Source organism: Reichenbachiella agarivorans (assembly GCF_025502585.1).
Classification (GTDB): Bacteria; Bacteroidota; Bacteroidia; order Cytophagales; family Cyclobacteriaceae; genus Reichenbachiella; species Reichenbachiella agarivorans.
Map to the genome: position 1 here is coordinate 1,483,093 of NZ_CP106679.1, position 17,811 is coordinate 1,500,903.

The window sequence follows — 17,811 nt, forward strand, 5'->3', positions numbered from 1 at the left end:
ATCAATTATATTTTATGAAAATAGACAAAATAGACAAACAATGATTTTATGGACTCTTTGTATACAAACCTTCTCTTTGCCCTTTCTTTTACCAACACACTATTGGTAGCAGAATCCTCCTTGTGATACACTTTTAACTCGTGATCATAAATCATTTTTAAATTATGAGTAGCACATCTATGGTACAAGATGTCCTCTTCTACAAACATAAATGTCCTTTCAAAGAAGACGCTTTCAAATCGTTTAAAGTAAGATTCATGAAAAATTAATGCTGCACCATGCAATTTTTTACCCCCCGTTTTACTTTCATCAACTGCTCCTGCCCTTCTACTGTTTAGCAAAATACTTATATACTTATCCAAAAATAAAATATTCGATAGATATAGAAATATGTTTATCAGTCCCACTTTTAATATCTTTTTCCTAGAGTTTATTACCCCACCAACTGGACTCTGATGTTTTTCGTCAACTAAGGATATAATGTCGGGTCCAAGAATATTAAATTTTGTCGTCCTATATGTTTCTATTAGGAGATGAAAGAAATTATTTTGATTAATAACAATATCATTATTAGTCACTATTAAAAAATTAGGATTGAAATGATCCAAAGCATACTTGCATCCTAAATTATTACCTCTAGCAAAGCCCAAATTTGCGTTTGAAATTATAACATGAACTCTTTCACTCTGGTATCTCTCTTTCAGAGATAGCCCAGTTTTATTAGGAGAACAATTATCGACTACTACAATATTCCATTCAAGACCTGTGCTGTCAATTGAATGTAAAGAGTCTATACATTCAATTGTATCATCTATGGTTTGATAATGAAGGATTATAAACGTGATTTTTATCATATTCAAAACTAAGCCTGCTTCAACTAGAAAAATGCAAATATAATTTTCTCAGCACCTTCAATAGGTTTGGAGGCATTCTTGAAATCAAGCACGTTAAGTTATAATTAACTTGACCGTATTTCTTTAATAATTCTCCATACATTTTGATTTTCTCATAGTCTAGAAAGCCATTAATCCTTAAAAAAACCAAATAACCTATAGAAAAGAGATTACTATTTATAGTATGACTTTTTATTGCTTCATTCTTAACCGTCAATGCGTAATCTTCAGGTAATCCTAAAACTACATTACTCCAGTCTTTTAAAAAAACATCCATAACATCTTGTGACCAGTAGCTAGATTTCTTTTTACTGTTAACCTCTACCACTCTTTCCCCAAACCAGAACAACTTGTAATTATTCTTTATAAAATCTCTAAATATAATGGATATTTGAGGGAAATTTTTACACGATTTCAAATCAATCATATCAATGTTTTCCAAAGAATTTTTAGAATATATGGTAGATCCTGAAAAAGTCAAATGCCATCCAAGATTCTTTAATAGTAGATTGCCATCCTGGTAAATTGAAGAGTCTAAATGTAAATTTCTTGATAAGGTATTTACTGAGACAAAATCATAATTATTCTGAATAATGGATACCACCTGACTTAGATATCCTTTCCGTATTTTTACAGCGTCACCTAAAAACCACACATAATCCTCTTGTGCCAGTTTTAATGTGCGTATATAATTTTTATCATGACCTAGCGAAGGATCATTCTTAAAATAGAAAATGTTTTTATACAGTTTTCTCAAATCAGAAATTGCTATCAAAGTAGCGTCATTCTGACTATCATCAGATATATATATTGGTATATTATTATCTTTTACCTCATCAAGTATTGCTTCAATATTCTCTTTCAAAATTGAGGCTCTATCACATGTAGGAATTACCAAAGCTATTTTTTTCATTTCTCTACTCATTCTATAAGTTTTTATAAAAAATGACCCCTCCATTTAAGCCATTAAACTCGATGTTTGCTTAAATTGTAGTTTTAGTAATTGGTAAAAACTACAATCTATTGTGCCTTCTTTCACCTGCCATACTTTTACAATTAAAACACCTTTAATTCATTGTTATTGGTGTATAAAAAGATTCGCAATGTAATGTAGATTTCTGTAATCAAAACAGCAAATGAAGCTCCTATATGATTATACAATAATATTAAGACTGTTGACATAATCAAGTTAATCACCCCAGCAGACATAATTATTCTACTATACTCCTTCTTTTTGTTAAAAACAATCATTGTTAGCGTGCCTAGCATAGTATCTAGAGTAACTAAAAAAGGTACAATAGCCAGAATACGAACTACTTCAATAGACTTTGTTCCTTCCAATCCAAAAATAATCACTACAATCTCCTTAGAAAAAACGAAAACAATAGCCGAAAGAAGAAGCATGAGAAAACCCAAAGAAACAGTCAATTTCTTTAAGAATTTCAAGGTTGCTGCCTTTGATTGTTGCGCCTTCCTAGTCACAAAAGGAAACAAAGATTGTGAAATTGGTCCATTTAAACTTTTCATTGCTCCAATAAGTTTAAATCCAATTGCATAATAACCGACTATTTCATTAGTGGTAAGTATTCCTAAAATCATAACAACTGTTATCGTATAGATACTTACTGATACGTTAGTTATGAAAATATGCCATGCATCTTTTAACTGAAATATTATTAAATCCTTAGAAGGCAAACGAAGTGGAAAATCTAACCACTTTAAAGAAATGACCAATGCAATGATTCCACTCAATGCAGATCCCATCCCTGTAAATAATGGTACAAATAGATAATCATTGCTATTTCTTACAAAAACAAAAATTAGTATCGTAAATAGACCCTTCGATAAAAGATTAAGCAAAGCTATTACCTTCATACTTTCCATACCTTGAAACAACCAAGTTGGAAATATAACTTGACCTATTACTATCAAGAATGTAAGGAAATATACTTCCTTCTCTACTTGAAATTTTGAAAAAAGGCTTACCATGGCTACCAAGACAACAAAACACAGTAAAGTCAAAATGAATTTAGTTGTGATAATTGCACTAAAAATTTCCGATATTTTTCTTTTGTTATCTCTGTTAATTGTAATATCTCTTGTTGCAGTTAAATTAAAACCATAATCAATAACAATTTGAAAATAAGCAATTGTTGCCACAGCAAATGAAATTAATCCAAACCTATCAACTCCAAGTACTCTAACTAAGTATGGAATAGTGATGAGAGGCAATATATAATTTGCCCCTTGTAGTACACTTAGAGATAAAAAATTACTAACAAGCCTTTTATTATCCCTCGAACCAAATATTTTCCCAATAGTTGGAACTGATAAAAAAAAATTCAATCTAGACATTTTTTGTTTAGTTCATTTTTCAGCTTTGGGGGCACTCTCATCTTATATTTTGGATAAGCACCTAAAGGATTACACCTTCACCTTCAGAAATTGGTAGATTTCTTGATCCATCAAAAACAAAATCGGTAGACATATGAATTAGAGTAATGCCATTTTAATTACAGGCATGCACTATGTTTTCAATACATGATACATTGATTTTTTCTAAATCTAGTTCCTCTTTAGCTTTGTCTACTGCGGTATATACAGCACAATTAATGCAAATCAAATGAGTTGGAATTAAACATCCTTAGATATTATAATATCGTGTATTTCAATATCTACAAACGTAAACTTTAGGCCAATCAAAGTTGAAAGCAAATGAAATTCTTGTCCTACCTGCCCAACAGAATCAGTATAAAACTGAATTCTAAATACTTAAGTAAACGTATTTATTAAGCTTATATTGGAAAGTACCAATTGATACTAAACACTTTTAAATCAATATTGAGTAGACTCACAAGTAGTAGAATTAGACAGAATCACTCAATACTCTAACAAACTTTGCTTGAATGCAATCTCTTTTTGAAAATGCAGACTTTTTAAAACACCAAACAAGGATTTAGATTGATTTCATTATACAAAAAGTGATGATATTCCAATCAAATCATTAAGCTTTCTACTATTATAACTTTCATACTATCAAATTAAAATGATCTCCCCCTTTTTCCAACTAAAATAAATTTGCAAAACAAGATGATTGTTCCAATCATACATCCCATGACCATGAGAACAATTAAAATGACTGCTCTTTTGGGCTTGCTCTTATCTCCAGGTATCCTTACTGGTTCCAATACTGTAAACACCGGTGTTTCTTCCTTCAGCTTTATTTTGGCTTGCTCCACTTGTGATGATAGACCTTTGTAAACTTCATAGGCCAAATTAAACTCATACTCTAATTTTTTGAGCTCAATTTGTGCAGTAGCTGAATTCACATTTCTATTCCTATCTGTAGATCGTGCCAATTGGTATTGCACTGACTCATATTTTCTTTTTGATTCATCGTGTGCCTCCAAAATGAATTCAAGATTTTTTAGCGATTTTCCCGTCTTATACTCAACAACCGCTCCCGTGACCATCAGTTCAATTTTCTTCGCAATTTGTGCAGCTGCATATGGATCAGGCATTTCAACCATAACTTCAACTATCCCCGTCTCACTATCAATCTCCAAGATTATACGTTCTTTGAAACTTTCAATAAGTCTCCAATCTTCCTTAGAAATACGATAAAAAGACAAATCATCTTTGGTACTAATTATATCTTCAGGTTTATTACTAAATATTAACCCAGGCAATCCAATAGTATACTTCAAGATGTAGCCCATCACAGAGGGCTTTACTATGTTCTTAAAATAGTTGAATGAAGTTGCATGAATATCTTGTCTTTCAAAATAAATCGTATCATTCATTACCTCCAATATAAAAGGTAAACTATTGACAATCTCGGGATAAAGCTGTGGGGTCATTACGCCCGACGAGCCTCCCATACTGCTCAAATCTACTCCTGCCAAGCCCGCCAAGCCTGCTAAACCTCCCAAGCTGGGCATCTGTGCTTCTTGGCTTTCTGGCAGCAATTTACATGTAGCCTCATACTCTACGGGACTCGTAAAAGCAATAATCAGCCCTATAATGATAAATACGCTTGTAACCTTGGCGATGAACAGTCTACCTGCCCAAATACTTCGAGTTAATTCTATAAGATCGATTTCATCTTCACTACTCCTTCTTTTTTCTTGTTCTTCTACCATATCAATTGGATGTAATTTGGCTAATTACTAGTGCAATAGTGGCTATACCCGAAGCGATCCCAACCCAAGCTTGCGGGCTCATAGGCTGACGCTCTGGTTTTTGAGGAACAACAATCTCTGCCCCTGGCTCTATTCTTGGATAATCTCGAATCCACAAGAAGCTGTGGGTTTGTGCAGCAGAGCCATTGGCATAGATCACATATGACTTAGACTTTTTAGCTCTTTGATCGAATCCACCGGCACTTGAAACATAGTGTTTAAGTTTGGATCCCTTGTTGTGTTGTATATTGCTTGGGTAAAGGACCTCTCCTCTGACACGAACTGTTTGAAAGACCCTAGGGATACTCAAAATATCTCCCTTTTTTAAGATCAAATCATATTTTGATCCTGGGTTTTCTAATATCTTTTCTAGATCGATTCCTATAGATTCCTGTTGACGGAAAATCTCAAGACTATCACTGAATGAAAAGCCTTCCTTTCTAAACCTATAAGTCAAATCTTTGCGACGTATCTCTGAGGCATCATCATCAGTATGCACATCTGCGATAACCTTTCCTTCTGCATCTTTAGCATCCATTTTTTTTGGTGCTTTGTAATATTCGGTTCTCCTGATCAAAGTTGCCCCTTTGGGATAAGAATAATTAGTCAACCCACCTGCTCGACTCAATAGTGACGAAATCCGCTCATCCTTTCTTTTCATTGAATACTTACCTGGAAACTTTGCCTCTCCCTCCACTTCTACAATTTCTTGATCTTGAAAGAAGGGACTTTTGCGTATCACAATGAGATCAAAAGGCTCCAATTTAAAAGAAGAAGCCTCTTGAGATAAATTTAAATTCTTGCTGATAGGGAAGTTGAAAATTTCTGCGGATAGGTTGGTATCCCTTGTACTATCAGGATGAATCCGTCGTGCTACCTCTACAAATGAGCGGGCAGCTGATTCTTTAAAACCACCAGATAGGTATATCACATCTTCCACTGTCATGTTATCAACGTGCTCAAAAATTCCTGGATTTATTACTTCTCCTTCAATGGTCAGGGTATAAGACTCTCTCAGTGAGTAGATAGATTGGAATTTAACAATATCATTGTTTTGCAATACGATACTCTCTTCTCCACTTAAAACTTTCTTGGGATCAAAGGACAAATTGGATAGAGAGAAATTCTCATTTCTCCTTATAATAACTCCACGCTCCATAAATGTATCTCCACGCAATCCATCTGCAAGGTTGAGCAACTGGAGCAATGTCAACCCATCGGTCAATTCATACTCTCCAGGGTTAAGTACTGATCCTTCTATTGTAACTCTTCTTTTAAACTCATCTGAAATTTTCGGAACAAAAATTTCATCTCCATTCTTCATTGTGAATGTCCCACGACTCTCTTTTGCAATAGACTTGACGGTTTTATAATTCCCTTCTGTACGAATTACATTCATTGTACCATCGTAGGCGTTCTTAGATAATCCTCCTGCATAATAGAGCAAGTCTTCAAACGATTCCCCATCTATCAGCTCGTAGGCTGCTGCTCGTTTTACTTCCCCTTGAAGCCTCACTCGATTGATATATGGCTTCACAATAATTACGTCTTGATCCTTGAGGGTAATATTTTCTCCTAACCCCTTAATAAAAAAGGCATATGCATCAAACGAAGAAAGCAACTCCCTATCACGATAAATTTCTATCTGACGAAGAGATCCGTTAATTGTTGGCCCTCCAGCGCTATAAAGCGCATTAAAGACAGTACCAAATGAGCTCATAGTAAAGGTTCCCGGCTTATGCACCTGACCTATCACATGTACGCTGATGGTACGGATCTGCCCTAGCGAAACATCGGCAAAGGAACTCCTACCTATGGTACTGTATATTTTCTTGAGTCTAGCAATTACTTTTGACTTGGCTTCATCCATTTTTAGTCCGCTGACAAGTATTGGGCCAATACCAGGAACTCTAATTGAGCCCTCTGGCGAGATCGTCAATTGATAATTCTGCTCCGAAGCACCCCAAATATCTATATACAATTCGTCACCCGGGGCTAGCGTATAGTTGGCAGGCGTGGGCACATTCAGATTGGGTTCAAAAGTCAGCTCTGATTCACGAAAAAATTTCAAACCAAAAACCTCCAGCCCATCTTCGTGTATTTTCAAAGAATCTTCTATCTCCTTTTCAAGCATTTGTTCGAAAGGAAGCATTAATTCATCTACTACTGCTTCATCTATTGGATTTACTCTTAGCCTAGTACCACTCATAGCGGGACTAGTTGACTCTGTGGCTTGTGCTTGTAGTATTTTTCCACGCAGTTTTGTAATGTCTGACTCAGACATGCCGCGCATTTTAGCCATTTGCACCAGTTGCTCCTCAGACATACCGCTGGATTCCAGTCTCTTGACCAGTACGGCCATCTGTTCTGGCGTGAGCTCGTCGATATCAAGGTTCTGCAAATTCTGAAGATCTGATATATTCTGTGCCTGAGTACTTACCTCGTACCCAATAGAGAGAGCAAAGAATAGAATAATTATAGAAATACGCCTCATATTGTCTTTTAAATTCACCGCAAGTTAGAACATATTAATTTTTCAATTCACAAGACACGAAAAAATGTGGATTTAGCAAATTCTCTTTGTTGTAGACTACTGGTTTATTGGTTCCTTGAATTGTAACTGAACCGCCTGCTGCTTCTACTATTGCCTGGGCTGCTGCCGTATCCCACTCCATAGTAGGGGCAAAACGTGGATACAAATCAGCTGTCCCTTCTGCTACAGCCAGTAACTTCAACGAACTCCCCATACTGACAATTTCTGGTGAATTGAGACCATCCATGAAGCGCTGCGTTTCATCGGACAAATGTGAACGAGAAGCAACAACTCTCAAGCCAGAATCCGCCATGCTGATTTTATTTATTTTGAGTTCATTGATTTTTCCATTTGCTTCTTTGAAAGCACCTTCTCCCTGAATGGAAAAATACAACTCATCTCGGACTGGCACTTGTACCACGCCAAGTATTGACTTGCCACCATGTATCAGAGCAATGTTGATTGTAAACTCGCCGTTTCGTTTGATAAACTCCTTGGTGCCGTCCAAAGGATCAATCATCCAAAAGTATTCCCATTCTTTGCGTTCGCTAAACTCAATTTTGGCTCCTTCTTCACTCAAAATCGGAATCTGTGTTTTTTCCAACTCTGCCACAATCGCCAAATGTGATGCCTTATCAGCCAGAGTCAATGGAGAATCATCAGCCTTCGCTTCAATTGAAAAGTCTCCACTTTGGTATATCTCTAAAACAGAAACTGCAGCCTTTGTAGCTGCAGTCTTTGCTATTTCTAATAGTTGTTTTAATTCCATCTGTCTTGATTAAACAATCATTCCAGCAGCTACTGTTTCGTTGGTTCCTTCGTCTACCAAGATTAAGCTACCTGTATTTCTATTCTTTTTATATGAGTCCGCCAAAATTGGTTTAGTCGTTCTCAACATCACTTTACAGATGTCGTTCATTTTCACATCCTTGTCTTCTTCATTTCGATGCAGAGTGCTGATATCCAATTTGTAGCGAATCTCTTTGATCATCGTCTTTGCCTCAGAAGTTGTGTGACGCAAAATATACTTTCCCTTTGGTTTTGGACCCGTAGCGTTCAGCCAACATAGCATCGCCTCGATGTCTTGCGTAGGCTCGGGCATATTGTTGGTCCTGACGATCATGTCTCCTCGTCCGACGTCTATATTGTCCTCCAATTGAATCGCTACAGACATAGGTGCAAATGCCTCCGCAACTTCACCGTCAAATGTATCAATGGATTTGATTTTGGAACTAAAGCCCGATGGCAACACGGTTACTTCATCTCCTGGCTTGAATACACCACTTGCGATACGACCAGCATACCCTCTGTAGTCATGGTACTTGTCATTTTTTGGACGGATCACAGTTTGTACAGGGAATCGACAGTCTATGTGATTATGATCACTACCGATGTGTACATTTTCCAACGTGTACAACAAGGTAGATCCTTCGTACCAATCCATGTTTTCACTTCTGTTGACGACATTGTCTCCATTGAGAGCAGAGATTGGAATAAAACGAACATCTTTGACATCCAGCTTGGATGCAAATGCCTCATAATCTTCTTTGATTTTGGCAAATGCCTCTTCTTTGAAATCTACCAAATCCATCTTGTTGACACATACGATGACGTGAGGGATTTGCAACAAAGAAGCAATGATCGAATGTCTTCTTGTCTGCTCAATCACTCCATGTCTGGCATCTATCAAAATCAAAGCACAGTTGGCGGTCGAAGCACCCGTCACCATGTTTCTGGTGTACTGGATATGACCTGGAGTATCTGCGATGATGAATTTTCTCTTGGGTGTGGCAAAATATCTATAGGCTACATCGATCGTGATACCTTGTTCTCTCTCGTCCTTCAATCCATCTGTCAAAAGTGCCAGGTCCGTGTGTTCTAGTCCCTTTCTCTCACTTGATTTGGCAACTTGTTCGAGTTGGTCTTCGAATATTGATTTTGAATCATACAATAGTCTACCAATCAATGTACTCTTCCCATCATCTACACTACCTGCAGTGGTAAATCTCAAAAGCTCCATGTTGAGATAGCCCTTGTTATCGTGTGTTTCTATGATATTATCTTGCTGTGACATAACTTCTTTGCTGTGAGCCATTTGGGATGACCCAATGACTTAATTTACTGATTTTTTTATTCCAGCTTTAGGCGAAAATGTACCGAAAGCCAATGGTAAAATATTAAAAATACCCTTGCTTCTTTCTGTCCTCCATTGAGGTTTCAGAGCGCTTGTCATCCTCACGATTGCCTCGTTCGGTTTGTCTAGCTGAAGCTACCTCGTCAACAATTTTAGCCAAGGTATCAGCACTAGACTCATCTCCACCTGTGATGGTAATGTCTCCCAATGTTCTAAACCTGATTTGCTTGGTGACGATTTCTTCGTCATCAGCTATTTGGATAAACTCCGATACTGGCAACCAAGTATTGCTTCGTCTGATCACTTTTCTCTCATGTGCAAAATACAAAGAAGGAATCGCGATATTTTCTGACAATATATATTGCCACACGTCCATTTCTGTCCAATTGCTCAATGGAAATACTCTGAAATGCTCTCCCTGATGCTGTCTGCCATTGAAGATATTCCATAACTCTGGTCTCTGGTTTTTCGGATCCCACTGACCAAACTCATCTCTGTGAGAGAAGAACCTCTCTTTTGCTCTTGCCTTTTCTTCGTCTCTTCTGGCACCACCGATGCAAGCATCAAATTGATGCTCCTCGATTGTTCCTAGTAGGGTGACTGTTTGATTAGCATTCCTATTGGCACTTTTTCCTTTTTCTTCGATCGCTTCGCCATCATCAATTGACTTTTGCACAGATCCCACGATCAGTTTAGCGCCTAGCTCTGCCACTAGTTCGTCTCTAAACTTCATCGTCTCAGGGAAATTGTGCCCTGTATCAATATGAACCAATGGAAACGGTATTTTAGATGGAAAAAAGGCTTTTCTAGCCAAGTGAGTGACCACAATGGAATCTTTTCCTCCTGAAAACAAAATTGCAGGGTTTTCAAACTGTGCGAATACTTCGCGCAAAATGAAAATCGCCTCTGCTTCTAATTCTTTAATATGTGTGAGATTGTAATTTGACATTTTGTATCGTCAAGTGTTTATTCAAAAATCGTTTCTAGTCAAAAGACCGAAGTCTGAAGACACAAATTCTACTTAATATTATTTCTAAATGCCATCATATTCATTAAATCAAATGAAATATTAAACATTACCCTTTTAGGAAACTCATTCGTCTTCCAACTACATTCTTCCTACTTCAATCTTGGTTTTCACTAGATCATATATTCTTTGAACTCCCTCCTCAATACTCAATTGGTGAGAAGGGATGTTTAAATCTGCGTTTTTTGGTTCTTCAAAAGGTGAATCAATTCCTGTAAAGTTCTTGATTTCTCCTCTTCTTGCCTTGGCATAAAGCCCCTTGACATCTCTCTTTTCGCATTCTTCCAACGGACAATTCACGAAAATTTCGGTGTAATTTTCCACACCTATCAAGGCTTTTATCTTGTTTCGTTCGTCCTCGAAGGGCGTGATAAAAGCTGTCAACACGACAATTCCAGCATCCACAAACAACTTGGACACTTCTGCAATGCGCCGGATGTTTTCCTTTCTACTATCATCAGAGAAATCCAAATCCTTGTTCAATCCTGATCTGATATTATCTCCATCTAGTATGTAAGTATTGATCCCCTCTGCAAACAGTTTTTCCTCTAGGGCACTAGCCAATGTGGATTTGCCAGATCCAGACAGGCCTACAAACCAAATCAATTGGGGCTTGTACCCCAGTTTTTTGATTCGATCCTGCTGTGTGATCGCGTGACTATGAGGAATAATATTTTCAGTCATGATAAGAAACCGTGTTTTTATATAGTGTCAGCATTCAAAACTGAGAAACTCTCCTCAAAAAGATGTTTGGAATATCTAACCCTACCAATGTTTATTGTATGCTATTACTGAATAAATCTGAATGATAAGTATCACTCATGCATAGAGACAACAACAAGTCGTTGATTCATGATACTTATAAAGACATTTTTCATTCATGATACTTTTGTTTGCAGGGTTAAGTGCGGCGTAAAACTAGTAAGATTATTCAAAATGAAGAAATCGACTTGGTTTCTAAAGCGACCCTGAGACAAGTTCCTTGGGAAGAATCCCCTTTACATCATAAATAATGCTGCTTGCTGCTTGTGATTTCCAGTCAATTTTGTTGAATGCTGTATGGGCCACTGCCATGATCTGGGCACTGTACTTACCTCCTAGTCCTTCTATCAATTCAATACCATATTCCTCTTTGACTTCCTCTTTGTCTGCCAATGGATCATACACATCTACTACGATGTTGTACTCATTGAGTTCTTTGATGATGTCGATGACACGGGTGTTTCTGACATCAGGGCAGTTTTCTTTGAACGTAATACCGTATACCAAAACCCTAGCACCGACTAGTTCTACTTTGCGCTTGGTCATCAATTTGATCACAGACTGAGCTACATACTTGCCCATGTTGCTATTGATCCTACGTCCTGCCAAAATCACTTCTGGCAAATACCCAACGCTCTCTGCCTTGTGTGTCAAGTAATATGGATCTACGCCAATACAATGCCCTCCCACCAAGCCAGGTTTGAAAGGAAGAAAATTCCACTTAGTTCCTGCCGCTTCTAATACCTCGTGTGTATCAATGTTTAATCTATTGAATATCAAAGAAAGCTCATTCACAAATGCGATGTTGATGTCACGCTGTGCATTTTCTATCACTTTGGCCGCCTCTGCTACCTTGATAGATGAGGCTTTATGTGTCCCCGCAGTGATGAAAGAAGCATAAAAATCATTGATTTGATCAGCAATGGCTTCTGTACTACCACTTGTTACTTTCAATATTTCCTTGACACCACGGTCTTTGTCTCCTGGATTGATTCTTTCTGGGGAGTAGCCCAAAAAGAAATTTTCGTTGAATTTTAACCCAGATTGCTTTTCCAAAATTGGTACACAAATTTCTTCCGTACAACCAGGAAACACAGTTGACTCATACACAGCTATGTCTCCCTCTTTGAGGTATTTTCCTACCAGTGTAGATGCCTTTTCTATAAGTGAAAGGTCAGGATTATTGTTTTCATCAATCGGAGTGGGCACCGTGACAATATAGAAATTGACGGAGGCCAGATCGTCTGGATTGGACGAAAAACTAACTTGAGAAGATGAAAGCAATTCTGCGGTCACTTCACCCGTCCTATCATGCCCCTTCTTCAATTCATCAATGCGTTTGATATTGATATCAAAACCTACCACTGGATATTTTTCAGCAGCTGCCACTGCGAGTGGCAATCCTACATATCCTAGACCAATAATCCCAACCTTCAAGCTCATGCTCACTTAACTTTATCTTTAAAATACTCCAATGTAGGCTTTAAACCTTCACTTCTCGAAAATTTGGGAGACCATCCCAGCACCTCTTTGGCCTTCGTAATGTTAGGCTGACGTTGTTTTGGATCATCTGTAGGGAGAGGCTTATAGATTATCTTAGATTTACTTCCCGTCAATTTTAGAATCTCCTCCGCAAATTGATTGATCGTGATTTCATCTGGGTTACCAATGTTGACTGGATCTGCACAATCGCTCAACAATAGACGATATATCCCTTCTACCAAATCATCGACATAGCAAAACGATCTCGTTTGAGACCCATCGCCAAAGGCCGTTAGATCTTCCCCTCTCAATGCTTGACCAATGAATGCTGGCAGCACACGTCCATCATCCAATCGCATCCTTGGGCCGTAGGTATTAAATATTCTAACAATACGAGTTTCTACTCCATGAAAAGTATGGTAAGCCATCGTCATTGCTTCTTGAAATCTTTTGGCTTCATCATATACACCTCTAGGCCCAACAGGATTGACGTTACCCCAATAGTCCTCAGTCTGAGGGTGTACCAGAGGATCCCCATATACTTCAGAGGTGGAAGCGATTAGCATCCTTGCGCCTTTGGCCTTGGCTAAGCCCAAAAGGTTGTGTGTTCCCAAAGAACCTACCTTCAGGGTCTGAATAGGCATCTTCAAATAATCTATTGGACTAGCTGGTGATGCAAAATGCATGATGTAATCCAAATCTCCAGGTACATGAACAAATTTCGATACATCATGATTGTAATACTCGAAATCTTCTCTGTGAAACAGGTGCTGAATATTTTCCAAAGAACCTGTTATCAAATTGTCCATGGCAATTACATGACATCCTTCCTTCAAAAATCTATCACAAAGGTGTGATCCAAGGAAACCTGCTCCTCCCGTAATGAGTACTCTTTTCTTAGCCATTGTATTGAAAATTAAAAGTTCTGTTAGTAAGTAGTTCGTATTTTGTATCCTTGTCAGATAGGACAATATCTTTCTCTTCCATTTCCCATTGGATTCCGAGGCTTGGGTCATTGTACATCACACCACCTTCATGCTCTGGGGAATAGTAATCATCGATAGCATAAAAAATCTCTGCTGTCTCTGACAATACCAAAAAACCATGTCCGAAACCCTTGGGTACAAACAATTGATTTTTACTCTGCTCTGTAAGAATTTCTGAATGATGCATTCCAAAAGTAGGGGATCCAACTCTCAAGTCTACTATGACATCTTGAATAGTACCTTGAGTAACCCCAACCAGCTTGGCTTGGCTTGTGGGATTTTCTTGATAATGTAAACCACGCAAAACTCCTTTAGTGGATTTGGAACTATTGAATTGGATCGGTGTAAATTTGATACCTGTTTCCTGCTCAAACTTCTTGGCACTAAACCATTCAAAAAAATAGCCTCTATTATCTCGAAATAGCTTGGGCTGAACGGAATATGCTCCTATCAGTTTTGTTTCTTTTATTTCCATTCTATCTTTTCAGCAAATTCATCAAATACTCTCCATAACCACTTTTGATCAAAGGAATTGCCAGATTCTCTAGCTGATTGGCATCAATAAATCCCATTTTATAAGCAACCTCCTCGATGCATCCAATCTTCAATCCTTGTCTCTCTTCGATGACTTGTACAAAAGAACCCGCCTGCATGAGGGATGCAAAAGTACCCGTATCTAACCAAGCAGTCCCTCTATCTAGTATCTCTACGCTCAGCTGATTCTTTTTCAAATATTCATTGTTGACGGTCGTGATTTCCAACTCACCACGAGGGCTAGGCTTGATCGATTGGCTGATTTCAACTACTTGATTGTCATAAAAATAAAGCCCTGGCACTGCGTAATGTGATTTTGGTTTTTCTGGTTTTTCAACAATTGATATCGCCTTCTTATTTTGATCAAACTCAACTACGCCATAGCGCTCAGGATCGTTGACATGGTAGGCAAAAACAAGTCCTCCAGTGATGTCACTAGCTGCTTGTAATTTTTTAGATAAACCCGAAGCATAAAAAATATTGTCTCCCAAGACCAGCGCAACTTTATCATTTCCGATAAAGTCCTTGCCAATAATAAATGCTTGTGCCAAACCTTCGGGTTTCTCTTGAACTGCATATTCAAAATTACATCCTAGATTCTTGCCATCTCCCAATAAATCCCGAAACAAAGGAAGATCTCTTGGGGTAGATATGATAAGAATTTCTCTAATCCCAGCCAACATCAAAGTTGACAATGGATAATAAATCATGGGTTTGTCATAAACAGGTAGTATCTGTTTACTCACTGCGTAAGTCAACGGATGCAATCTGGTTCCAGATCCTCCGGCTAGTATAATTCCTTTCATGTATTTTTGGTTAGATTTTGTAATATTCTCTGTACCAGTCAATGAATGCATTGATCCCTTTTTCTATTGAAGTAGATGGTCTATAATCTATTTCATCCACTAAATCTTGCAAATGAGGTTTTGATTCTGAAATATCACCTGGCTGCATTGGCAAATAATTCATAATTGCCTTTTTATTGAGCCGGTTTTCGATAAGACCTATGTAATATACTAAATCTACAACCTGGTCATTTCCAACGTTAAACACTCTATAAGGAGCAAAACTGGAGGAAGGGTTCATATTAATACCATCCCAATTGTCATTGTTTCTTGGTATCTTATTGATTAATCTAAAAACACTTTCGCAAACATCATCTACAAAAGTAAATGATCGTTTCATTTTACCATGATTATAAACATCCATTGGTTTTTCTTCTAAAATCGCCTTGGTAAATTTAAACAATGCCATGTCTGGACGACCATATGGTCCATAAACAGAAAAAAACCTTAGCCCAGTGACTGGTAATCCAAATAATGCAGAATAAGAATGCGCTATTAACTCATTTGACTTTTTGGATGCTGCATATAGTGATATCGGGTGATCTGTCGAATCAGTGGTTTTGAATGGAATGGACTTATTCGCTCCATATACTGATGCAGAAGACGCATACATAAAGTGCCTAATTTTATACTGCTTGCTAAGCTCTATTAACTTAACAAAACCAGAAATATTAGAAGAAACATAATCATCAGGGCACTCAATAGAGTGTCGAACACCTGCTTGTGCTGCAAGATTGACTACTACATCAATTTTACAACTTTTGAAAACATCTCCGAGAGCTAATTCATTCAGGTCTACCTTATAAAATGTAAAAGATGACAGATCCTGAAGTATTTTAATTCTAGCTTTTTTGAGATCTACATCATAATATTCATTGAGATTATCTATTCCGATTACTTTATACCCTTCATCACACAGCTTTTTGCTGAGGTGAAAACCAATAAAACCAGCAGCACCAGTTACTAATACAGTCTCCATTTATTTCGATTTGACTAAATAAATACAATGCTAAGGGGATTGACCCGCAATCCAAAGCTTTAACATTATCAAAGTGAAAAGTTATAGTAAAACTTGCTCTAAATTTGCAATCTGTTATGTTCAAAGAGATAAAAGCCTTGCTGTGGAAAGATATGATTCTAGAATGGAGGCACAAATATGCCCTCAACGGCATTCTGCTTTATGTTTTTTCTACCATCTTTATTTGTTACCTATCCTTCGAGGTACTCCATGCTAGAGTTGATCAGTTCAGCTGGAATGCGCTCTACTGGATCATCATTCTGTTCACCTCCATCAGCACGGTCGCCAAGAGTTTCATACAAGAAAAGGAAGGTCGGCAACTCTACTACTTCAACCTAGTCCGCCCACAAAGCATCATCCTCTCCAAGATCATCTACAACTCTGGCTTGCTCGTGCTACTTGCTATTATGGCCTTCGGTGTATTTAGCCTCGTGCTCGGCAATCGTGTCCAAGATCCTGGTTTCTTTGTACTCATCATATTAGCGGGTACGGTTGGGTTCGCTACGACACTCTCGCTGATGTCTGGGATCGCCTCCAAGGCCGACAACAACGGCATGCTCATGGCCATTCTTTCCTTCCCTGTCATCATACCTATCCTGTTGATGATCATCAAGCTTTCGCGAAATGCAATAGATGGGATTGCACGCTCCGAAAGTCTCGATGAGTTACTAACTTTGCTCGCAATTGATATAATCGTAGGGACACTGGCCTATCTGCTGTTTCCCTACCTATGGAGAAGCTAATATGTTTTCAATTAAAAAATCTTGGTGGAAAATCTTGGGCGTCCTACTCACAGCCTATGCACTCTTGGGCGGGCTACTGATGGAGGTTCCCCGTCTCGCCATCCTCAACGAGACCATTCGAAACCTGTACTACCACGTCACCATGTGGTTTGGTATGATCATCCTGCTGACAGGGTCGCTGATCTACTCACTCAAATACCTGTCGAGCAAAAATGAGCACTTCGACATCCGGGCCGAAGCGTATGCCAAAGCAGGTTGTCTATTCGGTGTGCTCGGTATCGTGACTGGCATGGTATGGGCTCGATACACCTGGGGAGAGTTCTGGAGTGGAGACCCAAAGCAAAACGCTTCTGCGATTGCACTGCTGATCTACTTTGCCTACTTCATCCTCCGCAGTTCTTTCGAGGACGCCCAACAGCGCAGCAGAATCTCTGCGGTCTACAACATCTTCGCGTACTTCGCGATGATCCCGCTGCTGTTCATCCTACCGCGCCTGACCGACTCCATGCATCCAGGCAACGGTGGCAACCCAGGCTTCAACTATTTTGACCTAGACGGAAAACTAAGAATGATATTTTACCCAGCCATCGTCGGCTGGACACTCATGGGCGTATGGTTTGCCTCGATCAAGATTCGTATCCAAGACATTCGCCTCACACAAGACCTTTGATGA

16 protein-coding genes are annotated in these 17,811 nt (G+C 38.3%); 2 read left to right on the plus strand and 14 right to left on the minus strand.

The features are described 5' to 3' along the window. Positions 1–5: 5 nt before the first annotated feature. The 14 genes from N6H18_RS06250 to N6H18_RS06315 all read right to left on the minus strand — a co-directional run bounded on the left by N6H18_RS06250 (position 6) and on the right by N6H18_RS06315 (position 16,356). The gene (locus N6H18_RS06250; protein WP_262310983.1) at positions 6–854 is read right to left on the minus strand and encodes a glycosyltransferase family 2 protein; all 849 of its coding nucleotides are present in this window, start codon (positions 852–854) and stop codon (positions 6–8) included. 19 nt (positions 855–873) lie between these two features. Further along, entirely contained in the window at positions 874–1,818 is a 945-nt protein-coding gene (locus tag N6H18_RS06255; protein WP_262310984.1) for a glycosyltransferase family 2 protein, read from the minus strand. A gap of 131 nt (positions 1,819–1,949) precedes the next feature. Further along, on the minus strand, positions 1,950–3,248 hold the full coding sequence (locus N6H18_RS06260; protein ID WP_262310985.1) for a flippase: 1,299 nt from the start codon (positions 3,246–3,248) through the stop codon (positions 1,950–1,952). Positions 3,249–3,934: 686 nt separating this feature from the next. Next, positions 3,935–5,035, minus strand: coding sequence for a Wzz/FepE/Etk N-terminal domain-containing protein (locus N6H18_RS06265; protein ID WP_262310986.1), 1,101 nt, complete (start codon positions 5,033–5,035; stop codon positions 3,935–3,937). Position 5,036: 1 nt separating this feature from the next. Then, entirely contained in the window at positions 5,037–7,568 is a 2,532-nt protein-coding gene (locus N6H18_RS06270; RefSeq protein ID WP_262310987.1) for an SLBB domain-containing protein, read from the minus strand. 34 nt (positions 7,569–7,602) lie between these two features. Next, positions 7,603–8,376, minus strand: a complete 774-nt coding sequence (cysQ, locus tag N6H18_RS06275; protein WP_262310988.1) for a 3'(2'),5'-bisphosphate nucleotidase CysQ — start codon at positions 8,374–8,376, stop codon at positions 7,603–7,605. 9 nt (positions 8,377–8,385) lie between these two features. After that, positions 8,386–9,681 carry a sulfate adenylyltransferase subunit CysN gene (gene cysN, locus N6H18_RS06280; RefSeq protein ID WP_262310989.1) on the minus strand — a complete coding sequence of 432 codons (1,296 nt, stop codon included), beginning with the start codon at positions 9,679–9,681 and terminating at the stop codon, positions 8,386–8,388. Positions 9,682–9,784: 103 nt separating this feature from the next. Beyond that, positions 9,785–10,690 carry a sulfate adenylyltransferase subunit CysD gene (cysD, locus tag N6H18_RS06285; protein ID WP_262310990.1) on the minus strand — a complete coding sequence of 302 codons (906 nt, stop codon included), beginning with the start codon at positions 10,688–10,690 and terminating at the stop codon, positions 9,785–9,787. A 159-nt stretch (positions 10,691–10,849) separates the two neighbouring features. Further along, positions 10,850–11,452: an adenylyl-sulfate kinase gene (gene cysC, locus N6H18_RS06290; protein ID WP_262310991.1), complete on the minus strand. Its 603-nt coding sequence runs from the start codon at positions 11,450–11,452 to the stop codon at positions 10,850–10,852. A 273-nt stretch (positions 11,453–11,725) separates the two neighbouring features. Further along, on the minus strand, positions 11,726–12,973 hold the full coding sequence (locus tag N6H18_RS06295; protein WP_262310992.1) for a nucleotide sugar dehydrogenase: 1,248 nt from the start codon (positions 12,971–12,973) through the stop codon (positions 11,726–11,728). 2 nt (positions 12,974–12,975) lie between these two features. After that, on the minus strand, positions 12,976–13,917 hold the full coding sequence (locus tag N6H18_RS06300) for a UDP-glucuronic acid decarboxylase family protein (protein ID WP_262310993.1): 942 nt from the start codon (positions 13,915–13,917) through the stop codon (positions 12,976–12,978). Beyond that, positions 13,910–14,473, minus strand: a complete 564-nt coding sequence (gene rfbC, locus N6H18_RS06305; protein ID WP_262310994.1) for a dTDP-4-dehydrorhamnose 3,5-epimerase — start codon at positions 14,471–14,473, stop codon at positions 13,910–13,912. The genes N6H18_RS06300 and rfbC overlap by 8 nt, the downstream gene beginning before the upstream one ends. 1 nt (position 14,474) lies before the next feature. Continuing rightward, the gene (gene rfbA / locus N6H18_RS06310; RefSeq protein WP_262310995.1) at positions 14,475–15,338 is read right to left on the minus strand and encodes a glucose-1-phosphate thymidylyltransferase RfbA; all 864 of its coding nucleotides are present in this window, start codon (positions 15,336–15,338) and stop codon (positions 14,475–14,477) included. Between the two features lie 10 nt (positions 15,339–15,348). Next, positions 15,349–16,356 carry an NAD-dependent epimerase/dehydratase family protein gene (locus N6H18_RS06315; protein ID WP_262310996.1) on the minus strand — a complete coding sequence of 336 codons (1,008 nt, stop codon included), beginning with the start codon at positions 16,354–16,356 and terminating at the stop codon, positions 15,349–15,351. A gap of 116 nt (positions 16,357–16,472) precedes the next feature. Here N6H18_RS06315 and N6H18_RS06320 point away from each other — a divergent pair, with 116 nt between their 5' ends. Both N6H18_RS06320 and N6H18_RS06325 read left to right on the plus strand, forming a co-directional pair. Further along, complete coding sequence (locus N6H18_RS06320) at positions 16,473–17,138, plus strand: heme exporter protein CcmB (RefSeq protein WP_262310997.1); 666 nt, start codon at positions 16,473–16,475, stop codon at positions 17,136–17,138. A gap of 10 nt (positions 17,139–17,148) precedes the next feature. Then, entirely contained in the window at positions 17,149–17,808 is a 660-nt protein-coding gene (locus tag N6H18_RS06325; protein WP_262311589.1) for a cytochrome c biogenesis protein, read from the plus strand. Positions 17,809–17,811 lie beyond the last annotated feature (3 nt).